Below are 23,020 nucleotides of genomic sequence, written 5' to 3' on the forward strand. Positions count from 1 at the left end.
TGATTTTTTCAAATTAAAGTCATAACACAACCGACTAAGCCTGCAAAGCGTAGTAATAATAAGCACGGTATGTGTTGATTGACTGGTTCATGACTTCAAAGGTAGTCTGAAAAAAATTATTTGACAAAAAAAAAGAGAATTTGTTGAAAAGAGCTAAAAATCTCAATGCCAAAGACATGGTTCTACAAGTTATTAAAGTACGATTCGACCTAGGGCATCCCAAATTAAATCCTGCTCGTATCCTTTACTCAGAGCGTAACGAAGCAATTTTTGTTTGACTACTAATGGATTGGTATCTTTAATCTCACCTCTTTTTTTGTGAAGAACATCTTCCAACGTTTGAATATATTCATCGGGGTCGATTTCTTTCATGCCCACCTGTAAGCAATAATCGGATACGCCACGCATCTTTAGTTCTTGACGAATTTTGAGTCTACCCCATTTTTTGACTCTAAATTTAGACCCTGCGAAAATTTTGGCAAATCGCTCTTCGTTGAGATAGTTATTCTCAATAAGCCAAACTACTATTTCATCGGCTTCATCACCCCACACGCCCCATTCGTCGAGTCGCTCTTTGACTTCTCGATGGGTTCTTTCCTGATACGCACAGAATCCTGCGGCTTTTTTGAGAATTTCTTTATTCATAGAAATGTAGGTAAGTGTAAGTAGTGATTCAGGATTTAGGCAGTTAGCTATCGGGTAGTTTAGCATAACATCCTCAATAACATATATGCCTTTTCTTTTGTAACCTTTCAATTTTAACACAAAATCCCTCAATCCATGACAGATTGAGGGATTTTAGATTGCTTTAGCTAGTACAGCAAACTAATAGCTCGCTACAAAGCCCCAAGCCAATAATTAAGACCCGCATGCTTCACAACCGTCTGGGTCGTCAAGAGAGCATTGCATCGCAGACCAGTTTTGTTCTGTTACGTTGTTCAGTCCTGGAATGTTGAACGTGCTGGCACTAGCTTTCGCATTGGCAGCATAGGCCTCATAATTAAGGTCATGTTCGTGTACAACGTTTGCGTGCTCGATGGCTACATCGGCTTGCTTCTCAACTGTAAATTTGATAGCATCAGCTGCGGCCTTAGTACGTAGGTAATACATACCTGTTTTAAGACCTTTCTCCCATGCATAGAAGTGCATAGAAGTCAGCTTACCGAAGTTCGGGTCTTGAATGTGGATATTCAATGACTGAGACTGGCAGATATAAGCACCACGGTCAGCAGCCATTTCGATAATTGCTTTTTGTTTGATTTCCCAAACTGTTTTGTAAAGCTCTTTTAAGTCTTGTGGGATTTCTGGAATACCTTGAACCGAACCATTAGCCGAAATCAATTTATTCTTCATAGAATCACTCCACAAACCTAATTTCACTAAGTCTTTCAACAAGTGTTTGTTTACCACCGCAAATTCACCCGACAATACACGACGAGCATAAATATTTGAAGTATATGGTTCGAAACATTCGTTGTTACCCAAAATTTGAGAAGTAGAAGCTGTTGGCATTGGAGCTACCAATAAAGAGTTACGAACGCCATTTTCAACTACTTTTTTACGAAGCGATTCCCAGTCCCAACGATTTGAATCAGGCGTTACATCCCACATATCAAATTGGAAAATACCTTGTGAGATAGGTGAGCCTTCCCATGTTTCGTAAGAACCTTCTTTGATGGCAAGTTCCATCGAAGCTTCCATCGAAGCATAGTAAATCGTTTCGAAAATATCTTTATTCAATCGACGAGCTTCATCAGATTCGAATGGCATACGCAACAAGATAAAGGCATCTGCCAAACCTTGCACACCCAAACCAATCGGACGGTGACGCATATTTGAGCGACGAGCCTCTTCTACTGGATAGTAGTTGCGGTCGATGATTTTATTGAGGTTTTTAGTCGCCACTTTTGTTACTTCATACAAACGTTGGTGGTCGAATTCTAAGAACCCTCTTTCATTTTGCTTAATGAATTTTGGTAAAGCCAAAGAAGCCAAATTACATACCGCTACTTCGTCTTTTGAAGTATATTCGATAATCTCAGTACATAAGTTTGAAGACTTGATAGTACCTAGGTTCTTTTGGTTTGACTTACGGTTTGCGTGGTCTTTGAAAAGCATGAACGGAGTACCTGTCTCAGTTTGTGCTTCCAAAATTTCGAACCATAAATCTTGTGCTTTTACTACACGACGAGCCTTACCTGCTTTTTCGTAGCTAGTGTAAAGTTCTTCGAATTTTTCACCGTAAGATTCATCCATGCCAGGGCATTCGTGAGGACAGAACAACGACCAAACATCATTGTCTTTCACACGCTTCATGAATAAATCTGGTACCCAAAGTGCATAGAATAAGTCACGTGCACGAACTTCTTCTTTACCGTGGTTTTTACGAAGTTGTAAGAAATCGAATACATCAGCATGCCAAGGTTCCAAATAAATAGCAAAAGAACCTTTACGTTTTCCACCTCCTTGGTCAACATAACGAGCTGTATCGTTGAATACACGAAGCATTGGGATAATACCATTTGAAGTACCGTTGGTTCCTTTGATATAAGAACCCATAGCACGGATATTATGAATGCTCAAGCCAATTCCACCCGCTGATTGTGAAATTTTAGCACATTGTTTCAATGTATCATAAATACCTTCAATAGAGTCGTCTTGCATTGTTAATAAGAAACAAGATGACATTTGAGGTTTTGGCGTACCAGCATTGAAAAGGGTAGGAGTAGCATGAGTAAACCAACGCTCAGAAAGAAGGTTGTAAGTATCAAGTACTGATTCTATATCATCGAAATGAATACCTACAGCTACACGCATCAACATGTGTTGTGGACGTTCAGCGATTTTACCGTCTAGTTTGAGCAAATATGATTTTTCTAAAGTTTTGAAACCAAAATAATCATAGCCAAAATCACGATCATAAATGATAGCAGCGTCTAGTTCACCAGCGTGTTTTTTGATGACATCATAAACTTCTTTCGATAAAAGAGCTGCATTTTCACCAGTCTTAGGATCGACGTAGTTGTACAACTTCTTCATCGTTGCTGAGAAGGACTTTTGGGTATTCTTGTGCAAGTTCGAAATAGCGATTCTCGCTGCCAACACCGCATAGTCAGGGTGCTTGGTAGTCATCGAAGCCGCTGTTTCGGCAGCCAAGTTATCTAATTCAGTCGTTGTCACACCGTCGTACAAGCCAGTAATTACTTTTTTGGCTACTTCCAACGGTTGCACAAAGTAAGGGTCGAGGCTGTAGCAAAGTTTTTCGATTCGAGCGGTAATCTTGTCAAACTTTACAGACTCACGTCTGCCATCTCTTTTAATAACGTACATATCAACTATTGATTTTAGGGGTTAAAGCATTAGCCACTAATTTTCTTCTAAAAGGATTTTTGGGTGATAGACACATTTTAAACTTTCACTTAAAAGATTATAACATTATCTATCGAATATCTTGTAAACGATGAACATTTGAAATTTAGCGTAGCTGTCCACGTAAGCTACGAATTTATTAGCTTTTACTAATTGCAAATCTTTTTTCAATTTGCAGATTATTAATGTATTAGCAGTAAAATGGCCTAGATGCTCTACTTACCAAACTAAGGAAATTTGGAGTAGGCGTTTTTTAACGAGATTGTTCATTATTGAGCTGTACAAATCTGATGCATCAAGAAACTTGTCAGTCAAAATGATTTAATAATAAACAATAGTTAGCTCAAACTGAGCGGAGATGTTTGGTTTTCTGTGAGGCTCTCTCTTCTTCAAAGTTAGTAATTTTATCTACCCAACGCAATGAAAAAAAATAGTTCTCGCAAGGCCATCTCTAGCGATTATTTATAATGTACAACTCAAACTTTAGATAATCAGTTCACTAGACAAAGTGCAACTTGGAATATTACTACAATATTTTTTTCAAAAAAAAATCTTTAGCGAGTAAACGGCTGTCTATTAATATTTTCATGAAAAAAAGTTTTTGAAAGCACTAAAAAAAATGTAAATTTGCGTCCCGTTTCGAGACTCTTGTTTGTGAAACGTTATCGCCTTATCTTCAGATAATTGGCCTACTGATAACGCTAACCTCCCAGCCACGACTTGTCGAAACGCTTCAATTTAACCGAGACGGCAGGGAATCGTCTCAAAACTAAAAAATAGAAATGAAAAAAGACATTCACCCAAATTACAGACCAGTTGTTTTCCATGACTTGTCTGCTGACTTTAAATTTTTGACTCAGTCTTGCGTTAACACTACTGAAACAACAGAATTTGAAGGCGAAACGTACCCAGTATTCAAACTAGAGGTTTCTTCTTTATCTCACCCATTCTATACTGGTAAAAACGTATTGCTTGATACTGCTGGACGTGTTGATAAATTCTACAAACGTTTCGGTCAGAAGAAATAATTTCACAACAAAGTCTCTTTGGCTTACATGTTGTACCAAAAAGCCTCTTAGTTTCGTGCTAAGAGGCTTTTGTTTTTAAAAATCAATTCAAAGACGTTTACAACAAGTAATATATTGCGTATTTTTGAGGCAAAATCAAACACAATAAAAAAAGTACTGAATTTTTGAGAAACTTAGAAAAGTACTATGAATCAGATTGGGCTATTCTTAACACATCGTTATCGTCGATAGCTCATTAATTTAATTCGAAAATTTAGTATTCTCTCCAAGAATCTTTTAGGTTTGCTGGAACACAGCAAAAATTCGGTGCAACACACTCATTCTATTCAAATTTATATATACCGATGAATTATATCATATTTGATGACTCCTCAATTAGAGCGATTTTGCTTCCTCTTACCTTTGTGCGTCCAGTTAGCGAAATCCGTTTTGGAATAGATACCATTACCGAAAAATGGCAAGACTATCTCGACGATTCGGTTTCTTTTGCGACACAAGATTATCTGCAAGAGAAATATCCACTCCAACTTCAATCAGATAATATCTTTATCAACGGAGCCGTTTGCCCTAATGCAGCTTTATTGGAGGCTATTCGAGGGTTAAGCTCAGGACAACTTTTAAGCTTAGAGGGTGTTACTTTGGCGTACCGATCGGCATCTTTGCTTGACACGCTCGATACCATTGAGGTGATAGAGTGGGATGGTACTGCGACGATTATTCGCCAATTGACTGATATATTTCTTTTAAATGGGGAACAAATCAAAGCCGATTTTGCTCGAATAACTCGTGGACGAACTTCTCAGCCAATAACTGACCGTTTTACAGCGGTATATAACGAATCGCAAATTTTTGTAGAAGAAGGAGTCAATATTAAAGCTGCTACACTCAATGCCGAGAAAGGACCTATCTACCTTGGCAAAGATGTCATTATCATGGAAGGTGCCAAAATTCAAGGACCCTTTGCTATTTTGGAAGGTTCTGTCGTAAATCTTGATGGCAAAATGCGACCTAATACTACCATAGGTCCAGGTTGTAAGGTGGGCGGAGAGGTAAGTAATGTCGTCATATTTGGGAACTCGAATAAAGGACATGAAGGTTTTATGGGAAATTCGGTCATTGCTGAATGGTGCAATTGGGGAGCAGATACCAATAATTCAAACCTGAAGAATGACTATTCGAAAGTAGAGCTCTGGAGTTACGTTACAAATCGTTTCGAAAACTCAGGGTTGCAGTTTGCAGGACTGATTATGGGTGACCATTCTAAGTGTGGTATCAATACAATGTTCAATACAGGTACGGTGGTTGGCATAAATTGTAATATCTTTGGAGCAGATTTCCAGCCAAAGCATATACCATCCTTCGCTTGGGGTGGTAGCGCAGGGTTCAAAACCTACCATTTGCGCAAAGCCAACCAAGTGGCTCGTGCAGTATTGGAGCGCCGAGGGCGTGTTTTTGAAGGAATAGAAGAAAATATTCTAAAAGCAGTATTTGAACAAACTGAAGCGCATCGTAGCGCATTCTAAGATTCAATGCTTCCTAAATATTTTCAGGAAAATAAATAGAAAGTCTAAAAGGGTAAAGCAATTTGTTTTCCCAATAGCTCAAAGCCAGTTCAAAAGTTATGTTATTTAGAGAAATACCCGGTTTATCATCCATTAAAAAGACCCTTATTCATTCGGTGCAGAGCAATCATGTTGCGCATGCGCAGTTGTTTCATGGGCCAGTGGGGTCGGGTAATTTGGCATTGGCTTGGGCGTACGCTACCTATATCAATTGTGAGGACAAACAACCCGATGATGCTTGTGGGCGTTGTGCTTCTTGTGCTAAAATGCGCAAGTTAGTTCACCCTGATTTTTACCATATTTTCCCAACAGCAACGACAAAGAAGGTAAAAGAAGCAGAATCTGACGCCTATTTGCCTCTTTGGCGTGAGTTTACAGCTGAACAACCATACGGGGCATTGCCCAATTGGCTTGAACATATAGGAGTAGAAGGAAACAAACAAGGCAATATTTCGGCAGAGGAAGCCAGAAAAATTATACAAAAATTATCCTTAAAAGCATTTGAGGCTGAATATAAAATCTTGTTGATTTGGCAACCCGAAATGCTCAACCAAAGCTCTGCGAATGCTTTGCTCAAAATCCTTGAAGAACCACCAGCCAAAACGCTTTTTTTATTGGTTTGCAATGACGCCAACAAGTTGTTGACTACTATTTTATCAAGGACTCAACGTGTGAGTATCCCACAATTTTCGGATGAGGATATTACTTCGTATTTAGCCGGGAAGGCTCATGTGGAAAGTTCTCGTGCCAAGCAGGTCGCTTATTTGTCGGAAGGTAATCTCAATAAGGCTTTGGCCTTGAGTAAAAATCAAGGACAAGGAAAACATCAATGGTTTGCCAATTGGATGCGAATGGCTTACAAGCCCGATGTGGCAGCATTGGTTAAATTGGCAGATGAGTTTGATGCTTTTTCAAAAGAAGACCAAAAAGGTATGATGGAGTATGGACTGAATATCTTTAGAGATTTGTTGATGTGGAAAAGCGGTGCAGAAAGTCTCGTGAGACTTGAAGGCGATGAGTTAACTTTTGTACAAAATTTTTCAAAAGCGGTTAATTTACGTGCCTTAGAGTTGATTAGTGGTGAGTTTTCACAAACACATTATTACCTTGAAAGAAATGCTCGTGCCAAAATCCTGCACTTAGATTTGTCTTTACAGATTGCCAAATTATTTAAACAGAAATAAAGAAATTCTGGTGGATGAAAACAATCTCACTCATCACAACATACTAATTATATATCAGCATGCAAACGATTAAACTAGGAACGAGAGGGTCGAAATTAGCTTTGTGGCAGGCCTATTTTGTTAAAGAAACATTAGAGGCAGGTGGTTTACCAGTCGAAATTGTGATTATTGAAACAAAAGGCGACCAAATTTTGGATCGTTCTTTATCAAAAATTGGCTCAAAAGGTGTTTTCACAGAAGAGTTAGAAGAAAAACTTCTTTCTGGTGAAATCCATATTGCTCAACACTCGGCGAAAGATTTGCAGTCTGATTTAGGTGAAAATTTCGAAATTATTGCGTTTTCAGAACGCGAAAAAGTCAACGATGTCTTGATTAGTTTTGACAAAAGCTTGACCTTGGAAAGCGGACAGCCTTTTGTTGTTGGAACGTCCTCTACTCGTCGTGTGGCAATGCTCAAGCATTTTTATCCGCATATCAAAACCGTAGATATGCGTGGTAATTTACAAACTCGTATGGGCAAACTCGAAAGTGGTGTTTGTGATGCTTTATTGTTGGCATTTGCAGGTGTGCATCGCATGGGATACGAAGAGCATATTGCTCAACTGATTACCACAGATACTTTTACGCCTGCTGTAGGACAAGGTTCGGTAGCGATTGAATGTGCGGTAAATTTGGATGCAGACATCAAAGGCAAGATTAGAAGTTTATTGAATCACCCACATACTGAAAAACAATTATTGGCCGAACGAGCATTTTTGAAGCGTTTGCAAGGTGGTTGTAGTATTCCTGTGTTTGGTTTGGCTCAATATGATGCCGAAACAAATACCATTTCGATGACAGGAGGTATCATTAGTTTGGACGGAAAAGAAATTATCAAAGAGGTTCTTTCAGGCTCAAATCCAGAGGAAGTTGGTTTTGCTTTGGCCGAGAAAATTTTAGATTTGGGTGGAGGACGTATTTTGCAAGAGATAAAAGCAAATTTATAAACCGATTAGGCAAAGTATCTCGTCTTTTAGATACCTCTAATTCGTCATCAACAAACTAGAGCTATATATGAAACTAAACCGATTGTTGTTATTAAGTCTATTGTGTTTTGGAATTAGTCAGGTCACATCGGCGCAATTATTCAAAAAACGTAGAGATTATTTATTGACTATTAGTACTCCCTGGGGAGATATGCATGGGATTTTGTATAACTCAACACCTTTGCACAAAAAGAATTTTTTGAAATTAGTCAATAAAAAATTCTATGATGGCCTACTTTTCCACCGAGTTATCAACACATTTATGATTCAAGGTGGTGACCCTAAGTCAAAAGGAGCAGCACAAGGAACCATGCTAGGCGAAGGCGATGTAGGATATAGAGTTCCAGCTGAAATTTTACCCAATATCTTTCATAAAAAAGGAGTAATCGCGGCTGCTAGAGATAATAACCCAGAAAAAGCGTCTTCAGGATGTCAGTTTTATGTAGTACAGGGTAAAGTTTGGGATGACAAAACACTAGCAGAACAAATGAAAAGAAGTCCTTTGCGTACTTATACACCCGAGCAACAGCAAGTGTATAAAACAATAGGAGGGACGCCACATTTGGATGGGAATTATACAGTATTCGGACAGGTGTTAGATAACCTTTGGGTAATTGACTCGGTGGCTACTCAAAAAAGAGATAGCAATAACCGCCCTTTGAAGGATATTGCGATGAAGATTTCTTGTAAGAAAATAAAGAAGAAAAAGATTACGGCTCAATATGGTTACACAGATTGGTTGTAATAGGAGTCATCTTGAATTTAGTGAGTGGTGATTGAGTAAATGAGTGATTATTTTTATATGAATTTTGCCTGTAAAAACGTAATACTTTGTGTCTTCACGGGTATGTAAATTAAAAATAATCACTCAGTCACTAAATCGCACAATCACTCAATTTTATCTATGTCCAAAGATAGCAGAGCCCACTCTCACAAGAGTTGACCCTTCTTCGGCGGCAATCAAAAAATCTCCTGACATTCCCATCGAAATCTCTTTCCAAGCCGTGTTAGGTAATTGATAAGTCTTTGCAATACGGTCGAAAAGCTGTTTTAAGCTTTTAAATTCTACCCTAATTTGTTCTTGATTATCGGTATTACTTGCCATTCCCATCAATCCAACCAAGCGGATATGTTGGAGTTCCTTTAATTCTGGAGATTCTAGTAGTTCAATAGCCTCTTCTTCGGAAAGTCCAAATTTGGTATCTTCTTGGGCAATATAGATTTGAAGCAAACAATCGATAACCCGTTCATTTTTAACAGCTTGCTTGTTGATTTCTTGTAACAACTTAAAAGAATCTACCGAATGAATCAAACTAACGAACGGAGCTATATATTTTACCTTATTGGATTGCAAGTGCCCAATAAGATGCCATTGAATATCCTTGGGTAACACTTCCCATTTAGATACCATTTCTTGAACTTTATTTTCTCCAAATACCTTACAACCAGCTTGATAAGCTTGTTCTAAATCGCTTATGGGTTTGGTTTTGGTCACAGCAATCAAGTGTGCTTGGGTGCCTTGAAGTTGCGTATTAATATCAGCTATATTTTGAGCAATAGTCATCTTGAGTAGGATTGTTTTGCAATATGATACAAAGATAAAGCACAGAAAGCGTAAAATTTGACTACTTTGTCGTAATACCCTACAAGTTCTTTTAGTTTTTGCGGTAATATCTTAGCTTTGTAAAATTAAATATGCTCATATAACGTTTTTTTTATACTTTTAAGAGCTTTTGTAATTGCTCATTAAAGATTATCAAACTCATAAATATCAAATAACAATGGAGTATAATCCAAATCGACAAAGTGAACAAAAACTAAAAGTAGCCGTTGCTGTACTCGCCATGCTGACTGTTGCTTTGGGGTATTTGTATTTGCGTGAGAGGCAACACAATAAAGATATTGAAGATTTGAAACTAGAGCACGCGGAGGAATTATTGACGGCCAATACAAAGTTAGACTCGATTGCCAATCAGCTCAATATGAAAATTGCCGAAATACAGCGTTTGGGAGGAGATGTACGAGAGTTAGAACGAGCTAAAAAACAACTAAGTGAAGACAAACTTGCACTTGAAAAGTTGGATAAAGGTTTTTCAATGAAGCAATATGAAGCAAAGATTAAAAAGTACGAAGCATTATTAGGCCAAAAAGAACATGAAATAACTCGTTTACGTAAAGAAAATGGCATTTTGGTAGCTCAAAATGATTCATTAAGCCGTGAGGCGGAGTTGTTGCGTGAAGGTATTTCGTCAGCGCAAAAAGCCTTATTTGATTCAGCTAATAACTTCACTGCTCGTCAGCGTGAAATGGAAGCAAAAAATAAAGAACTATCCGATAAGGTTACACAAGCCGCAGCGCTTCGTGCCGAAAATATCAACGTCTATGCTATTTCTAATAAAGGAAAAGAGAGCGATGGAGGGGTGTATAAATCGAAAAAGGTAGATAAAATTAGAATTACCTTCTATTTACAAGAAAATCCGTTGACCAACAAAGAAGCAAAAGTGATTTACTTAAGAATCATCGATCCTTCAGGTAGTACTGTTGCTGATATGGCTACAGGGTCAGGTAATTTTGGGTATCGCGGTCGTGATTTGACTTACACAGCCAAACAACGTATTGTATATGATGACTCGCATCAATCAGTAGAATTTATCTACAGTCGTGGACAGGCTTATAAAGAGGGCAAACACACCATAGAGTTGTATGCAGAAGGCTTTAAGATTGGAGAAGGAACTTTTGAAGTGAAGTAGAAAAAGGGTTCATCATTCCAATATAATAAGCGGTAGAAGATAGGTTGTAGGTGCTAAATTGCCCGATACTTATTTTCTATCGCTTATTATTTTAGGGTATATTAGCTTGATTGTCAAAACTTTCGTAAGAAAATTTTGACAATTGTTTGAAAATAATTACCTTTGCAATCCTTTTAAAAAACAGTTTATAAAATATATCATTTTTATGGAATTACGTAATTATGAAACGGTGTTCATCTTAACTCCCGTTTTGTCAGAACAGCAGACAAAGGACGCCGTTGAAAAATTCAAAAAAGTTTTGACCGATAACGGTGCTGAAATCGTTAACGAAGAAGCATGGGGAATTCGTAAGCTGGCGTACCCTATTCAGAACAAAAACACTGGATTTTACCAAATTTTTGAGTTCACTGCAGCACCAACAATCGTTGCTAAATTGGAACTTGAATACAAGCGTGATGAAAAAGTAATTCGTTACTTGACAACAGTACTTGACAAACATGCGATTGAATACAACGACCGCAAGAGAAAAGGTTTAGTAGGTAAAAAACAAGAAGCGAAAGCTGAATAAGCTGTTGAATTGAAATGTTTTAGCATTTCTAAAAAACACGATTCACAACTTAAACTTAAGAAATCATGACTTTAGTAAACGAACCAGTTGACAAAAGCGTAGTACGCAAAAAATATTGCCGTTTCAAAAAATCAGGCATCAAGTATATCGACTACAAAAACCCAGACTTCTTATTGAAGTTGGTTAACGAACAAGGAAAAATTCTTCCTCGTCGTATCACAGGTACTTCTTTGAAATACCAAAGAAAAGTAGCTCAAGCTGTTAAACGTGCTCGTCACTTGGCTTTAATGCCATTCGTAGCAGACGGTTTGAAATAGTAATTGTCGCGTTGTCGATACGCAAAAAATTAGAGTTAGAAGTTTAGGATTGTCTTTGCAATCATTGACTAAAAATCTTTTACAAAAATGGAAATCATCTTAAAGACTGACATCGCAGGTCTTGGCTATAAAAACGACGTTGTTACGGTAAAGCCTGGTTATGGTCGTAACTATCTCATTCCGCAAGGTTTCGCAGTAATGGCAACGCCATCAAACAAGAAAATTCTTGCTGAGAACATTAAACAAATCGCTCACAAACTTGAGAAAATCAAGTTAGATGCTCAGACATTGTCTGACTCAATCGGAGAGTTAGCACTTGAAATCGCTGCTAAAGTTGGTGAAAGTGGTAAAATCTTTGGTCGTGTTACGACTCTTCAAATTTCTGAAGCATTGAAGGAAAAAGGTTTTGAAGTAGATCGTAAGAAAATCTCTTTGGATTCTGAAGTTAAGTTTGTAGGCGAATACGCTGCAACACTTGACCTTCACAAAGATGTGAAACATAAAGTGAAATTCACAGTAGTAGCTGACTAATCATTACGATGCCATCTACTCGAATTTTGTAGAAAAATAAGAAAAGCATCCCAATACTGGGATGCTTTTCTTATTTTTGTTGGATTATTCTAAAACACTGGTTTTTTGAATATTGTCTCTTGAATCACAAAAGAAAGATAAGTTTTATGAATTCTTAGAGCAACCAAATCGACTAAAATGCCGTCTATGTAAAATGGATATAACAAATATCGGTTTTCTTGATGTCTTTATAGAAATTCTAATAAACGTTCGACTCAAACCCTCCATTATTTAATCTAAAGTGGATATGCTTAAAAAATTACCATTACTACTATGCTTCTGGTTTATAAGCCATGCTGTAGTAAGCCAGATTACCATCACCTCTCCTGTACAACGTCAAGTAATTCAAAGAGATTTAGCCAATAAGGCTATTGTTACTATTGTAGGAAGTTATTCACAACCCGTAGACGAACTTCAAGTAAGATTTATTCCTGTAAAAACTGGACAAGGAACAGCTCTTGATTGGACTGTTTTTAAAACAAACCCAAGAGGAGGACTTTTTAAAGGGACCGTAACTTTAACAGGAGGATGGTATTCGATGGAAGTACGAGGTTTACTTCGTGGTGCTGTTGTAGGTAATGTAAGCCGTATTGAACGAGTAGGCGTTGGAGAGGTCTTTGTAATCGCAGGTCAGTCTAATGCTGGCGGTAGTGGCTTGAGATCGGCAAATGAGACTGCCTCTTCAGATGATCGTGTCAATTGCGCAAACTTTATTAATGACCCCGGGTACGGTACACCTTCTTCCTATATTAAGAACTTTGACTCTAAAAATAAAAGTTTTGTTACTACTACTACAGATTCGTTTTCTATTATTGAGTTTTCTCAGCTATCTAAAGATGTAACCATTGGACCTTTGGGTATTGGTCCCTATTATTGGGGAAAAGTAGGAGATGCACTTGCCGCTAAATTAAATGTACCTATTGTATTCTTTAATGTGGCTTGGGGTGGCGCATCTGTACGAGTTTGGCGTGAAAGTGCTGAAAACCCTACTGTTGGGGTACCGAGTGATTTTCAATTTGATTCAAGTAACATAAATAGATATGCTCCTGGTTACCCTTATGCTAATTTAAAAGCAGTATTGGGATACTATGGGATTAATATGGGTATAAGGGCAATTTTGTGGATGGAAGGGGAAACTCAAAACCTCCTAAATCTTTCGGTAGAGCAACAAAATGCTTCGTTGCCACTTTCTCAACAAAAACCTTTGCCTGTAACAGAAGCCAGTTATCTAGATAATTTAAAGCGATTGATTACTAGAACTCGTCAAGATTTAGGAAACGATAACTTAACATGGGTGGTGGCTAGAACATCTTATTCAGGTGTACTAAATTGTGGCGTTGCTGGAGCTTTGCCTCCAAAACCATCTCCTGTTATTGTTCGTGCTCAAAATCTTGCGATTGCTGATCAATCATTTTCTCCTATTTTCCCAGGACCTTTTACAGATAATATCCAAGTTGATAAAATTGGAGATAGAGATCAATGCGTTCACTTCACAGGAGCTGGTTTAGATGATGCCGCTAATTCTTGGATTAGTTCTTTAACTAGCCCAGTGAGTAGTAATGACTCTAGGAATTTCTTTGATTTAAATGCACCAATTATGGCAGATACAATTCCTGCTGTAAATCTGACCTGTATTTCAGATCAAAAGCTTGGCTTAAGTTTACCTGCTGGATATTCTGCTTATCAATGGGTAAGTAGTAATTATGAAATTATGGGTAATACCAAAGATGTAACAGTTGGTTCGGGTACATATTTTGCCAAAATTACCAAGCCCAATGGTAACATTATTCAAATCCCATCATTTACAGTAAAGGCCAATACTTCTCCTGCAGCACCGACTGTTTCGGTCAATGCTGATTTGAATTATTGTGAAGGTACAACGGTTGGACTTACTTCGTCTGATGGTGCGTTATATGAATGGGTTGCAAGTAATTCTAATACTATTATTGCAAGAACTAAAACATTGAACATTGGAATCAATGGCACCTATTCTGTTCGTATTATTGATCAAAATGCTTGTTTGTCACCACTATCAAATGGTGTAACACTAGTTTCTAAACCAAGACCTGTACAACCAACGATAGCATTAAAAAGCTCAACAGAATTTTGTGATGGACAAAGTGCTAAGTTAAGTTCTTCAAATGTAAATGCTGTAGGGTACCTTTGGAGCAATGGTTTAACAACACAAGATGTAGATATTAAAACAGCAGGAACATTCAGTGTGCGTACACTTGGAGCAAACGGGTGTTATTCGGCATCATCGATTGGTGTACCTACTGTAGTGAATCCTTTGCCTACTAGCCCAACCATTAGGGCTACTTCAGATACTGTGTTTTGTGAAGGTTCTAAAACACGTATTACGTTGACTCCTGCTAACGCCAATTATGTTGGGTTTAATTGGGAGAGAAATGCAGCTTTGAGTGGAGAGAATGCTTCATCCATTGATATATCTACAACAGCATTGGTTAAAGGATACGTAGTGGATGCGAAAGGCTGTTACTCTAAACCTTCTAATGCTATTTGGGCTGTTCGTAAAGCGAAGCCTGTACCTCCAGTTATTTACAGAGTAGGACCATATTTATTGGCCGCACGCTCAATACAACCTGTTGATGAATACACGTGGAGTCTAAGTGGGCAAGCGCTTGCTACAAAGGATACTTTGATTCGTGCTATAACTGAAGGAGTTTATACATTGCAGTCAAAAAGAAGATATCCAATATTAGCATCAACGTCTCCATTGGTATGTTTATCCTCAGAAACATCATTGGTAACTTATTTTGATACTAAATCTAGTTCGATATTAGAGACAACTGAATTTAAGTTTCCTGATGATAAAGGGGTTTCTATTTATCCAAATCCAACAAGTGGAGTGTTTAGTGTAGATAGTAAATATAATCTAGAAGGTGTCGTTATAAAAGTATATACAATGGCTGGCATAGAAGTATATGCAACCGAAAAATTTGATTTTAATAGCCGTCGAACGTTAGATTTAAGCAACCTGCCAACTGGTAATTATTTACTAAGAGTAGATTCTCAAAATTACCGTTTAACTAAGCAGCTTATTATTACACGTTAGGAAGTGGCAAGTATTTATTTCCTATAAAGTTATCCACTATATATTACCTGTAACAAACATCATTTTATAGATGACAACCTTAAATCATCTATAAAGTGATGTTTGTTTGTAAATGTTCATTACCAGTTACTAAGTTTGATTATGATTAGGATAGTAATATGCCAGATAAGCGATTTCTTTGTAAGATTTTTGCATTTAGAAATAATATAATTAACCGTGCATTAACTTAAAATAAACAAGTTTTGCAAAAGCCTTAGTAGATTTTAGAAGGAATAAAAACTGAATATAGATTTATGCTTTTTTTGAAAAAATTATTAGGTGTCATTATTATTTTATTGGGAAGTGTTAGTGTAAGTTTAGGGCAGTTTACTGTTACTTCCCCGCTAAACCGTGCTGTTTATCAACGTAATAATGCTGGTGTTGCCACAATTACTGTTTCAGGAACATACGAACAGCAAGTAGACCGAATTGAAGCTAGATTAATTGCTATCAATACAGGTCAAGGTAATCCTGGGGAATGGAGTGATTGGAAAACGCTGAAGGACTTTCCAACGAATGGAGGATTTTCAAGTTCGATGACCATTAATCAAGGATGGTATAGAATGGAAATTAGAGGTGTGCTCAACAATAATGTTGTAGGAAATATTACTTCTGTCGATAGATTTGGAGTAGGTGAGGTGTTTATTATTGCAGGGCAATCCAATGCTGAAGGTCTGTTTAATATGGGGCAGCAAGGGGCTCAAGACGATAGAGTAAATACGTTTGGCAACGCCAATGACCAAATAAACGGAGGGACTTCTTATGCGACATTGAGTCCATTTACGCAACTAAGTGCCGATACCTATATTGCTCCTAGAGGGAAAGGTGCCTATTGTTGGGGAAAACTTGGGGATTTGTTGGCTGCTAGGCTCAATGTTCCTATTCTTTTCCTAAATGCTGGATTTAATGGTACTTCTATTGATTCTTGGTTTGTGACCTCTATTGGAGGTAGTGCATATAATATATATCTTGGAGGGTACTATCCTAACCAATTACCTTACAGTAGCTTAGAGTCAGTTTTACATTATTTTGTTCCATTGCTGGGGGCTCGGTCAATATTGTGGTGTCAGGGAGAAACAGATAACTTCCCATACAAAACATCCCAATTTGATTACACGGCAAAACTTCAAGTTATCATTTCAAAAACAAGAGAACACCTTGGAAAAAATATTGCTTGGGTTATTTCACAAACCTCTGCTAGTGTTGCGCCCAATAATTGTAACCCTTCCAATGCATCTGAGTCATGGGAGCCTGTATTGGCTGCACAACGCACTGTAGCGTCTAGTATGACCAATGCATTCCTAGGCCCCTATACCGATAATATACAAAATCCCGGTCGCTCGGATTGTTTACACTTTTATGGTGATGGGCTATTACAGTTAGGACAAGCTTGGAGTAACTCTCTTAATGATAGTTTTTTCCAGAATTCAGTGCCACAAGCACCAACAGTACAGCCTCAATTGTCTTTTGCCTGTGGAAATAATACCCTGGATGTAACAATGCCATCTGGTTATAATCAATATCAATGGTCTCGCAGTGTGAATTTCGAAAGTGCTATTTTCTCTACTCAACAAAAAGTAACACTTTCTAATGGTACCTATTACGCTCGTGCAATTGACAGCCGTGGAAATGTGATGCAGTTCTCGCCCATTTTAGTAAGAACCACTAGTCCTCAAACTGTTACAACAAACCCTTCAGGAACTGTTGGGGTATGTCAGAACGATGGGTTGACCGTTTCGGCTTCAAATGGCGTTGCATTTCGTTGGAGTACTGGAGCCTCAGGACAAAGTATTTCTCTTAATAATGCAGGAAACTATACCGTTACAGCTGTCGATAATTTTGGCTGTTTGACGCAATCAGCTCCGTTAACAACTTTCATGAAAGCTTCTCCTGCTCAACCAACAGTTAGTGCTAATAGTGCCTTAGAGTTTTGCGCAGACTCACAGGTTACTTTAACATCTTCGGGACAAAATTTAGCCTATCGCTGGTCTACAGGATCCACTTCTGCAGCGATTTCTGTAAATCAGTCAGGAGCATATACCGTTCAAACTATCAACTCGGAGGGTTGCTCGTCCTTTGCTTCCAATGCTGTTGTTGTAAAGGTCAATCCTTTACCCACTACTCCTAATATTGTCCCAAATGGTCCAACTACCTTTTGTTCGGATACTAGTGTCGATTTAATTTCTTCAAATACAGGAGCTGTAAGTTATAAATGGAATACTGGTACTACAACGAGAACTCTCAATGTTCGTCAAAGTGGAAATTATACGGTACAAACCGTAGATGCTAAAGGTTGTTTCTCTTTGAGTTCATCGCCATTAACGATTAAGGTCAATCAAATTCCTGCAACACCTATAACCTCTTGGAGCAAGGATACTGTTTTTTGTGATGGTGATAACACTGTGCTACAAATGGCTTTGGCGAATGGAAACTATCCTACTTGGGTAGCAGTGCAAGGTGGCAAAACAGCTCAATATCTCGTACAGAATCTTAATGTGACTTTATCTGGAACATTTAAAGCTTTCCAAACGGATAATAACAACTGTAATTCGGCTCTATCTTCACCGATTTACGTAGCAGTAAAACCTACTCCTGCTAAAGTTTCGGTAGATGAAATTGTGCGTTATAGTCCTTATTCTATTGGCGTGGCTAATCCTCAAACAGAACAATACATTTGGACATTAAATGGTACGCAGCTAGACGGCTCGACTAGCCAAATTAAGTTAAGTGACCCAGGCGATGTTCAAGTAACAGCCAAAAAGCTTTATTCAACTCTGAGCTACGGAACGAAATTTTGTCTTTCTCCCGTTTCCGACAGAAAAAATATACAGTTGTATGAAGATGGAGGCTTTTCAGTGTATCCAAATCCAAGTAATGGAGCTTTTACTTTAGATACTCGCTACCCTTGGGCAAATCTTAAAGTTGAAGTGTACACCAACCGTGGTTCGCTTGTTTATGCATCTGATATAGCAACTTTCGAAACTAAAAAGGATATTAATTTAACACAGTTGCCCGAAGGTCCGTATCTGATACGAATCAGGAATGATAATTTTACGGCAACTAAACATGTACAAATTAATCGCTAGGTATAGTTGTGTGGAAAGAATAGCATTTTAAAATATGGTATCAAAAAAGGCGGTCGAAAACTAATTTCGACCGCCTTTTTTGATACTGAAATCAAGAAGATGAGTATTTAGATATATTGATGTCTCATCAAATAGAATCTATAATAAACAATAATCGCTTATTCTCTCAATCTCAAATCTAAAACACCCATGTGATGGATATCCTCTGTCCATCAAAAGCTATTTGGTTGAGGAGCTTGCTGTGCTTTACACCATGTTTATGGTGAAGTAAGTACATGGCACCATCGAATAAGAATAAGAATCCTCCCTGTAAAATCAGTGATTGTCCATATCCTTTGAGCATTTCGGAGGAACTACAGCTCGCTGAGCTTTTATCCAGTAAATATGCTCCTGTACCGATATACACTAAGTCAAGCCCTGTATTGATGAGAAAAAGCTTTTCAATTTTCTTCTGTGTAACTCTATTTGCTTCCCAATTGTTGGGTAGATGTTGAAGCTGTTTATTTGCTTGCAGCGTACTAAGTGCCACTAAGCCCCCATTCACGATATTCCAATAAATATTCATTTGATGGAAATACTTGACACTTCCTTGTGTTTGTCCAGTGGCTATGCCACTAGCAATCATATTCGCTGCTGCCCAACCTCCCAATACTTTCATACCGTCTTGATTGATTCGAACTTGCTCTTTATAAAACAAATTAGGGTCTGTTGTTTGTGAAAAACAACCAGACCCTAAAAGTACACCAACGAATATGGTAAGATATTTTAGCATAAGTAAAAGATATGGATGTGAATGAATGGTAGTTGTAAAAAATAAACTACCATTCATTACTCTTAAACTAAGCCAGTGATGCTAATGTTTCTTTTACATTGGCAAAATTTGGAACATCGCCAGCGCTTTCCAATACTTCAGCGTATTGAATAATACCTTCGCCATCAATCACGAATGCTGAACGTTTTGAAACACCTTTGGTACCGAAAGCAAATGTATCGTAAATACTTTCATAAGCTGTTGAAACTTCTTTATTGAAGTCTGAAAGCAAATGGAACGGAAGATTTTGCTCTTCTTTATATTTTCCTAAAGTAAATAAAGAATCTACCGATACCGCCAAAATTTCAGCTTTAAGGCTTGAGTAGGTAAGAATATTATCGCGCATTTCACATAATTCTGCTGTGCATACGCTCGTAAATGCAAATGGGAAAAACAACAATACTACGTTTTTGCCTTGATAATCTGCCAATGAAATTTCAGCTTTCTCTGTGTTATAAAGCGTGAATGCTGGAGCTTTATCGCCTTTTTGTAATGCCATTTTGATAATTGTTTTAGATGTGAAATCAAGCAAACCTTGATTTTATAAAATAACTAAGTGATTGCAAAAATGTTTTTGGATAGCTTTTAGCACTAATAAAAGCTCTTTCCACAAATTATTTGAAAAATCTCACTAGTAAGATTTCTATTGCCAAAAAGATAAGTGCTCCAATCAAGAAATAACGCCACAAAGCTTTTCCAAAGTTTTGTTCTTTAAATGTTTTGACAAAATCTGTATCGTCAATTTGGTCAAAAACCTGTACGTTTTTCTGAGTACCAAAAATAGATTTTAACTCTTCACTCGAATAAAATTCCATTTGTGATTCGCTATGGTCATGATTGAAGGCTAAAATACGATCAACTTTTCCATTATTCATCAACTCATAGTAGCCTGATTCAATTTCTTGACCCTCGTTGAGTTGGTTTGCTTTAGGAAGTTCAATCGTTAGTTGCTTGCCATTGAGTTGCTGAATTGGAATTAGCTCAAGTTTTCCTTTTTTGAGTTTAAAGCTTGTGTTAGCATTGGCATTGTCTACTTCAAGTGTAAAAGTATTGTCTTTGAATGAATACGCTGAAGGTTCTTGACGCACACTAAGCGCACCGATTTTGTACATAATAGGTACAAATAAAGCATTTCGAGCAAAATCTCCCCATTCTTTGGCGAGTGGAGATGCCACCAAATATATTTCACCTTGACCTACGCTAGTACTGCTCAAATAAGGCATACCATTGCGAAACTGTAAGAGCTTTTCACCAGCAACTTGCCATGTCAAATTCGCCGATTGCGAAGGCATTTGTAGCATAGCACGAAGATTTGAACTATCGAAAATGTCTCCAAAGAATCCCCCAGCTTTACTTGGTTCTGCCAAAATACTTAACTCTGATGGTGTGTTCGACTTAAGTTGAATATTACGAATACCATATTTCCCCAAAAATGAATTATAATTGGCTATATCTGGTGCACTAGGAGGAATAATCATGACCGAACCGCCAGCTTTGATAAAATCTTGTAAACTAACGCTCAAACTACCATCTATTACCTGTACTCCTTCGAGTACCACCAAATCTGCAGTTCTGATTTGGCCCACATCTACATTACTAGCAGAAATACTGCGTAAGACAAACACACTATCATTTTCAAAAACGTGTTGTACAAATTTTTCTGGAGCGCTTTGTCCAAACAAATGTAATACTCGAATTTTGGGAGCAGCGTGCAAAACAAAGTAATAGTCATTATCAAAGGTAACAGGCGTATCATCAAATGAAATTCTTCCTTTTTTGAAGCCTTTATCTTTTACAGTAAAATTAAAATTAGCAGTGGTAGTGCCATGAGCATCTATATTGGCTATGGCAGAGGCAATTTGTACTTCGTCGACAAATAATTTTACGGGAAGATTTTGTACTGCTCTTTCGCCAGTATTGGAGAGTTTTACCGTCAACGTATTTACTTGCATTTCTCTGATAAAAGGAGTATTCAACCAAACCGAATCTACAAAAACGTTTTGGATAGCTTTGGCCTGCACAGGAACTAAAAAAACCGTACTCGAAGTATCTACTTTTAAGCGATTAAGAGTGCCAGCAGTACTTTTTTGAAAATCAGAAAAAAGAATAAATTGATTGCCACCTTGAGATTGATGTTTGGCTGCAAGACTGATTTGGCGCTTGAGCACGTTTTCGACGGTGCGAGGTGTGTGTGTATAATCAATCGTTGTAGTACGCTCTTTGATTTGTTGGGCATTATTCAAACTGTGTTCTTGTGCTGAAAAATCATTAGTAACCAATTGAAGTCTCGAACCCTGTGGAAATGCCGTTAACAGTTCTTCTACTTTACTGATTGCCTTATCGAGATAACTTTTCTTGTTCAATTCATTTTGCATCGATAAAGAGTTATCGATGTAAATACTCGTCAAACCAGCACTTTTAGCAATATTCCCTGATTTTGGTGTAAGAATAGGCTGCGCAAAAGCCAATACCAAGCAAATAATCGCAAGGATTCGAGCCGCCATAATGAGCAAATGCTTGAGTCTACGAAAAGATGAAGTGGTCGTATTAACGGCTTTTAAAAAAGCGACATTGGTAAAGTAAACCTTTTTGGTCCTGCGGAAATTAAACAAGTGAATAATAACAGGAATGGCTGCCGCTAGCAAAGCCCACAAAAAACTAGGATATAAAAATTGCATGTACGAAATATAGGTCTTATTTCAGGGTTTTAGTTTGACAACGATAGATGCTCAAAAAAATTTGCTAAGCAAGCACTTCGTTACATTCTTGAAGGGTAATGTTTTGAATATTATCATAAAACTACAAAAAAGCCCTCATTGATTTATCTCAATGAGGGCTTTTGCAAAATTTATTCCAAAATATTTATGGACTTTTCGCTAGATTAAAAGCTTAGAGGAAGTAAAGCAGAGAATATTAGCGAGAAATTTCCAAAATATCGAATTCTAGTTTTCCAGCAGGAGCAGTGATTTCGGCAACATCACCTACTTTTTTACCAAATAAACCTTTTCCAAATGGCGAAGAAATAGAGATTTTAAAAGCCTTTAAATCAGCTTCTTCTTCCGATACAATCGTGTAAGTTACTTCCATTCCATTACGACGATTTTTGATTTTTACCTTCGATAGAATAGAGACTTTAGAAATATCAATAGTAGATTCGTCTAAAGCACGTGCATTAGCCACGATTTCTTCCATTTTAGAAATCTTTAATTCCAATAATCCTTGTGCATCTTTGGCCGCATCATACTCCGCATTTTCACTGAGATCACCTTTGTCACGAGCTTCAGCAATTTGTTTAGCCATATCTGCACGCCCCTGAATTTTAAGGTAATGAAGTTCTGCTCTTAGCTCATCAAGTTTTTCCTGCGTATAATACTGTACCTTTGCCATACTTTTCTGCTATGTTTAAAATGTTTTAGACTGATTTGGTGGTGAATACAAAAAAAATTACTGACAATTTCTTGCCAGCAAAAAGACGGAATTCCCAATTAAAGTTTCAACTCAGACAAATAAAAAAGAACGGCTTCTGACCGTTCTACAAGATTTTAAGACCTTTGTAGAAAATCGAAGTTATATTTGTGCCGTTATTGCTTGTGTTCTTTTCATTTTGTGTGAATTGAGATTACAAAGATAGCTTA

The 23,020-nt window shown here is 37.5% G+C and carries 18 protein-coding genes; 11 read left to right on the plus strand and 7 right to left on the minus strand.

Going from position 1 to position 23,020, the window contains the following annotated elements; genetic code table 11:
- Positions 1 to 192: 192 nt before the first annotated feature.
- Both GVN22_RS08640 and GVN22_RS08645 read right to left on the minus strand, forming a co-directional pair.
- Positions 193 to 645 carry a regulatory protein RecX gene (locus GVN22_RS08640; RefSeq protein WP_166550633.1) on the minus strand — a complete coding sequence of 151 codons (453 nt, stop codon included), beginning with the start codon at positions 643 to 645 and terminating at the stop codon, positions 193 to 195.
- A 213-nt stretch (positions 646 to 858) separates the two neighbouring features.
- Positions 859 to 3,330, minus strand: coding sequence for a ribonucleoside-diphosphate reductase subunit alpha (locus tag GVN22_RS08645; RefSeq protein ID WP_166550634.1), 2,472 nt, complete (start codon positions 3,328 to 3,330; stop codon positions 859 to 861).
- A gap of 821 nt (positions 3,331 to 4,151) precedes the next feature.
- Between GVN22_RS08645 and GVN22_RS08650 the strand changes: the two genes are divergently transcribed.
- The 5 genes from GVN22_RS08650 (at position 4,152) to GVN22_RS08670 (ending at position 8,913) form a co-directional block, all read left to right on the plus strand.
- Complete coding sequence (locus tag GVN22_RS08650) at positions 4,152 to 4,397, plus strand: type B 50S ribosomal protein L31 (RefSeq protein ID WP_095160592.1); 246 nt, start codon at positions 4,152 to 4,154, stop codon at positions 4,395 to 4,397.
- Between the two features lie 344 nt (positions 4,398 to 4,741).
- The gene (locus tag GVN22_RS08655; protein WP_166550635.1) at positions 4,742 to 5,920 is read left to right on the plus strand and encodes a GlmU family protein; all 1,179 of its coding nucleotides are present in this window, start codon (positions 4,742 to 4,744) and stop codon (positions 5,918 to 5,920) included.
- Between the two features lie 98 nt (positions 5,921 to 6,018).
- The gene (locus GVN22_RS08660) at positions 6,019 to 7,143 is read left to right on the plus strand and encodes a DNA polymerase III subunit delta' (protein ID WP_166550636.1); all 1,125 of its coding nucleotides are present in this window, start codon (positions 6,019 to 6,021) and stop codon (positions 7,141 to 7,143) included.
- Between the two features lie 59 nt (positions 7,144 to 7,202).
- Entirely contained in the window at positions 7,203 to 8,129 is a 927-nt protein-coding gene (gene hemC, locus GVN22_RS08665) for a hydroxymethylbilane synthase (protein ID WP_166550637.1), read from the plus strand.
- A gap of 67 nt (positions 8,130 to 8,196) precedes the next feature.
- Positions 8,197 to 8,913 carry a peptidylprolyl isomerase gene (locus GVN22_RS08670; RefSeq protein ID WP_166550638.1) on the plus strand — a complete coding sequence of 239 codons (717 nt, stop codon included), beginning with the start codon at positions 8,197 to 8,199 and terminating at the stop codon, positions 8,911 to 8,913.
- Positions 8,914 to 9,066: 153 nt separating this feature from the next.
- On the opposite strand, the gene GVN22_RS08675 is transcribed toward GVN22_RS08670, so the two are convergent.
- On the minus strand, positions 9,067 to 9,732 hold the full coding sequence (locus GVN22_RS08675; protein ID WP_166550639.1) for a YggS family pyridoxal phosphate-dependent enzyme: 666 nt from the start codon (positions 9,730 to 9,732) through the stop codon (positions 9,067 to 9,069).
- Positions 9,733 to 9,949: 217 nt separating this feature from the next.
- Between GVN22_RS08675 and GVN22_RS08680 the strand changes: the two genes are divergently transcribed.
- The 6 genes from GVN22_RS08680 to GVN22_RS08705 all read left to right on the plus strand — a co-directional run bounded on the left by GVN22_RS08680 (position 9,950) and on the right by GVN22_RS08705 (position 18,574).
- On the plus strand, positions 9,950 to 10,918 hold the full coding sequence (locus GVN22_RS08680; protein ID WP_166550640.1) for a hypothetical protein: 969 nt from the start codon (positions 9,950 to 9,952) through the stop codon (positions 10,916 to 10,918).
- Between the two features lie 205 nt (positions 10,919 to 11,123).
- Positions 11,124 to 11,486: a 30S ribosomal protein S6 gene (gene rpsF / locus GVN22_RS08685; protein WP_095160617.1), complete on the plus strand. Its 363-nt coding sequence runs from the start codon at positions 11,124 to 11,126 to the stop codon at positions 11,484 to 11,486.
- Positions 11,487 to 11,551: 65 nt separating this feature from the next.
- Positions 11,552 to 11,803 carry a 30S ribosomal protein S18 gene (rpsR, locus tag GVN22_RS08690; RefSeq protein ID WP_095160599.1) on the plus strand — a complete coding sequence of 84 codons (252 nt, stop codon included), beginning with the start codon at positions 11,552 to 11,554 and terminating at the stop codon, positions 11,801 to 11,803.
- A gap of 87 nt (positions 11,804 to 11,890) precedes the next feature.
- Positions 11,891 to 12,334, plus strand: coding sequence for a 50S ribosomal protein L9 (rplI, locus tag GVN22_RS08695; protein WP_095160600.1), 444 nt, complete (start codon positions 11,891 to 11,893; stop codon positions 12,332 to 12,334).
- 286 nt (positions 12,335 to 12,620) lie between these two features.
- Entirely contained in the window at positions 12,621 to 15,449 is a 2,829-nt protein-coding gene (locus tag GVN22_RS08700; protein WP_166550641.1) for a T9SS type A sorting domain-containing protein, read from the plus strand.
- 293 nt (positions 15,450 to 15,742) lie between these two features.
- On the plus strand, positions 15,743 to 18,574 hold the full coding sequence (locus tag GVN22_RS08705; protein ID WP_166550642.1) for a T9SS type A sorting domain-containing protein: 2,832 nt from the start codon (positions 15,743 to 15,745) through the stop codon (positions 18,572 to 18,574).
- Between the two features lie 178 nt (positions 18,575 to 18,752).
- On the opposite strand, the gene GVN22_RS08710 is transcribed toward GVN22_RS08705, so the two are convergent.
- The 4 genes from GVN22_RS08710 to greA form a co-directional block, all read right to left on the minus strand.
- Positions 18,753 to 19,346 carry a hypothetical protein gene (locus tag GVN22_RS08710; protein WP_166550643.1) on the minus strand — a complete coding sequence of 198 codons (594 nt, stop codon included), beginning with the start codon at positions 19,344 to 19,346 and terminating at the stop codon, positions 18,753 to 18,755.
- 67 nt (positions 19,347 to 19,413) lie between these two features.
- The gene (locus tag GVN22_RS08715; protein WP_166550644.1) at positions 19,414 to 19,884 is read right to left on the minus strand and encodes a redoxin domain-containing protein; all 471 of its coding nucleotides are present in this window, start codon (positions 19,882 to 19,884) and stop codon (positions 19,414 to 19,416) included.
- A 115-nt stretch (positions 19,885 to 19,999) separates the two neighbouring features.
- Positions 20,000 to 22,063, minus strand: a complete 2,064-nt coding sequence (locus GVN22_RS08720) for a BatA domain-containing protein (protein WP_166550645.1) — start codon at positions 22,061 to 22,063, stop codon at positions 20,000 to 20,002.
- Between the two features lie 235 nt (positions 22,064 to 22,298).
- Positions 22,299 to 22,772, minus strand: a complete 474-nt coding sequence (gene greA, locus GVN22_RS08725; RefSeq protein WP_166550646.1) for a transcription elongation factor GreA — start codon at positions 22,770 to 22,772, stop codon at positions 22,299 to 22,301.
- Between the last annotated feature and the right edge of the window lie 248 nt (positions 22,773 to 23,020).

This window comes from Cellulophaga sp. BC115SP, assembly GCF_009905545.1.
Taxonomy (GTDB): Bacteria; Bacteroidota; Bacteroidia; order Cytophagales; family Spirosomataceae; genus Flectobacillus; species Flectobacillus rivi.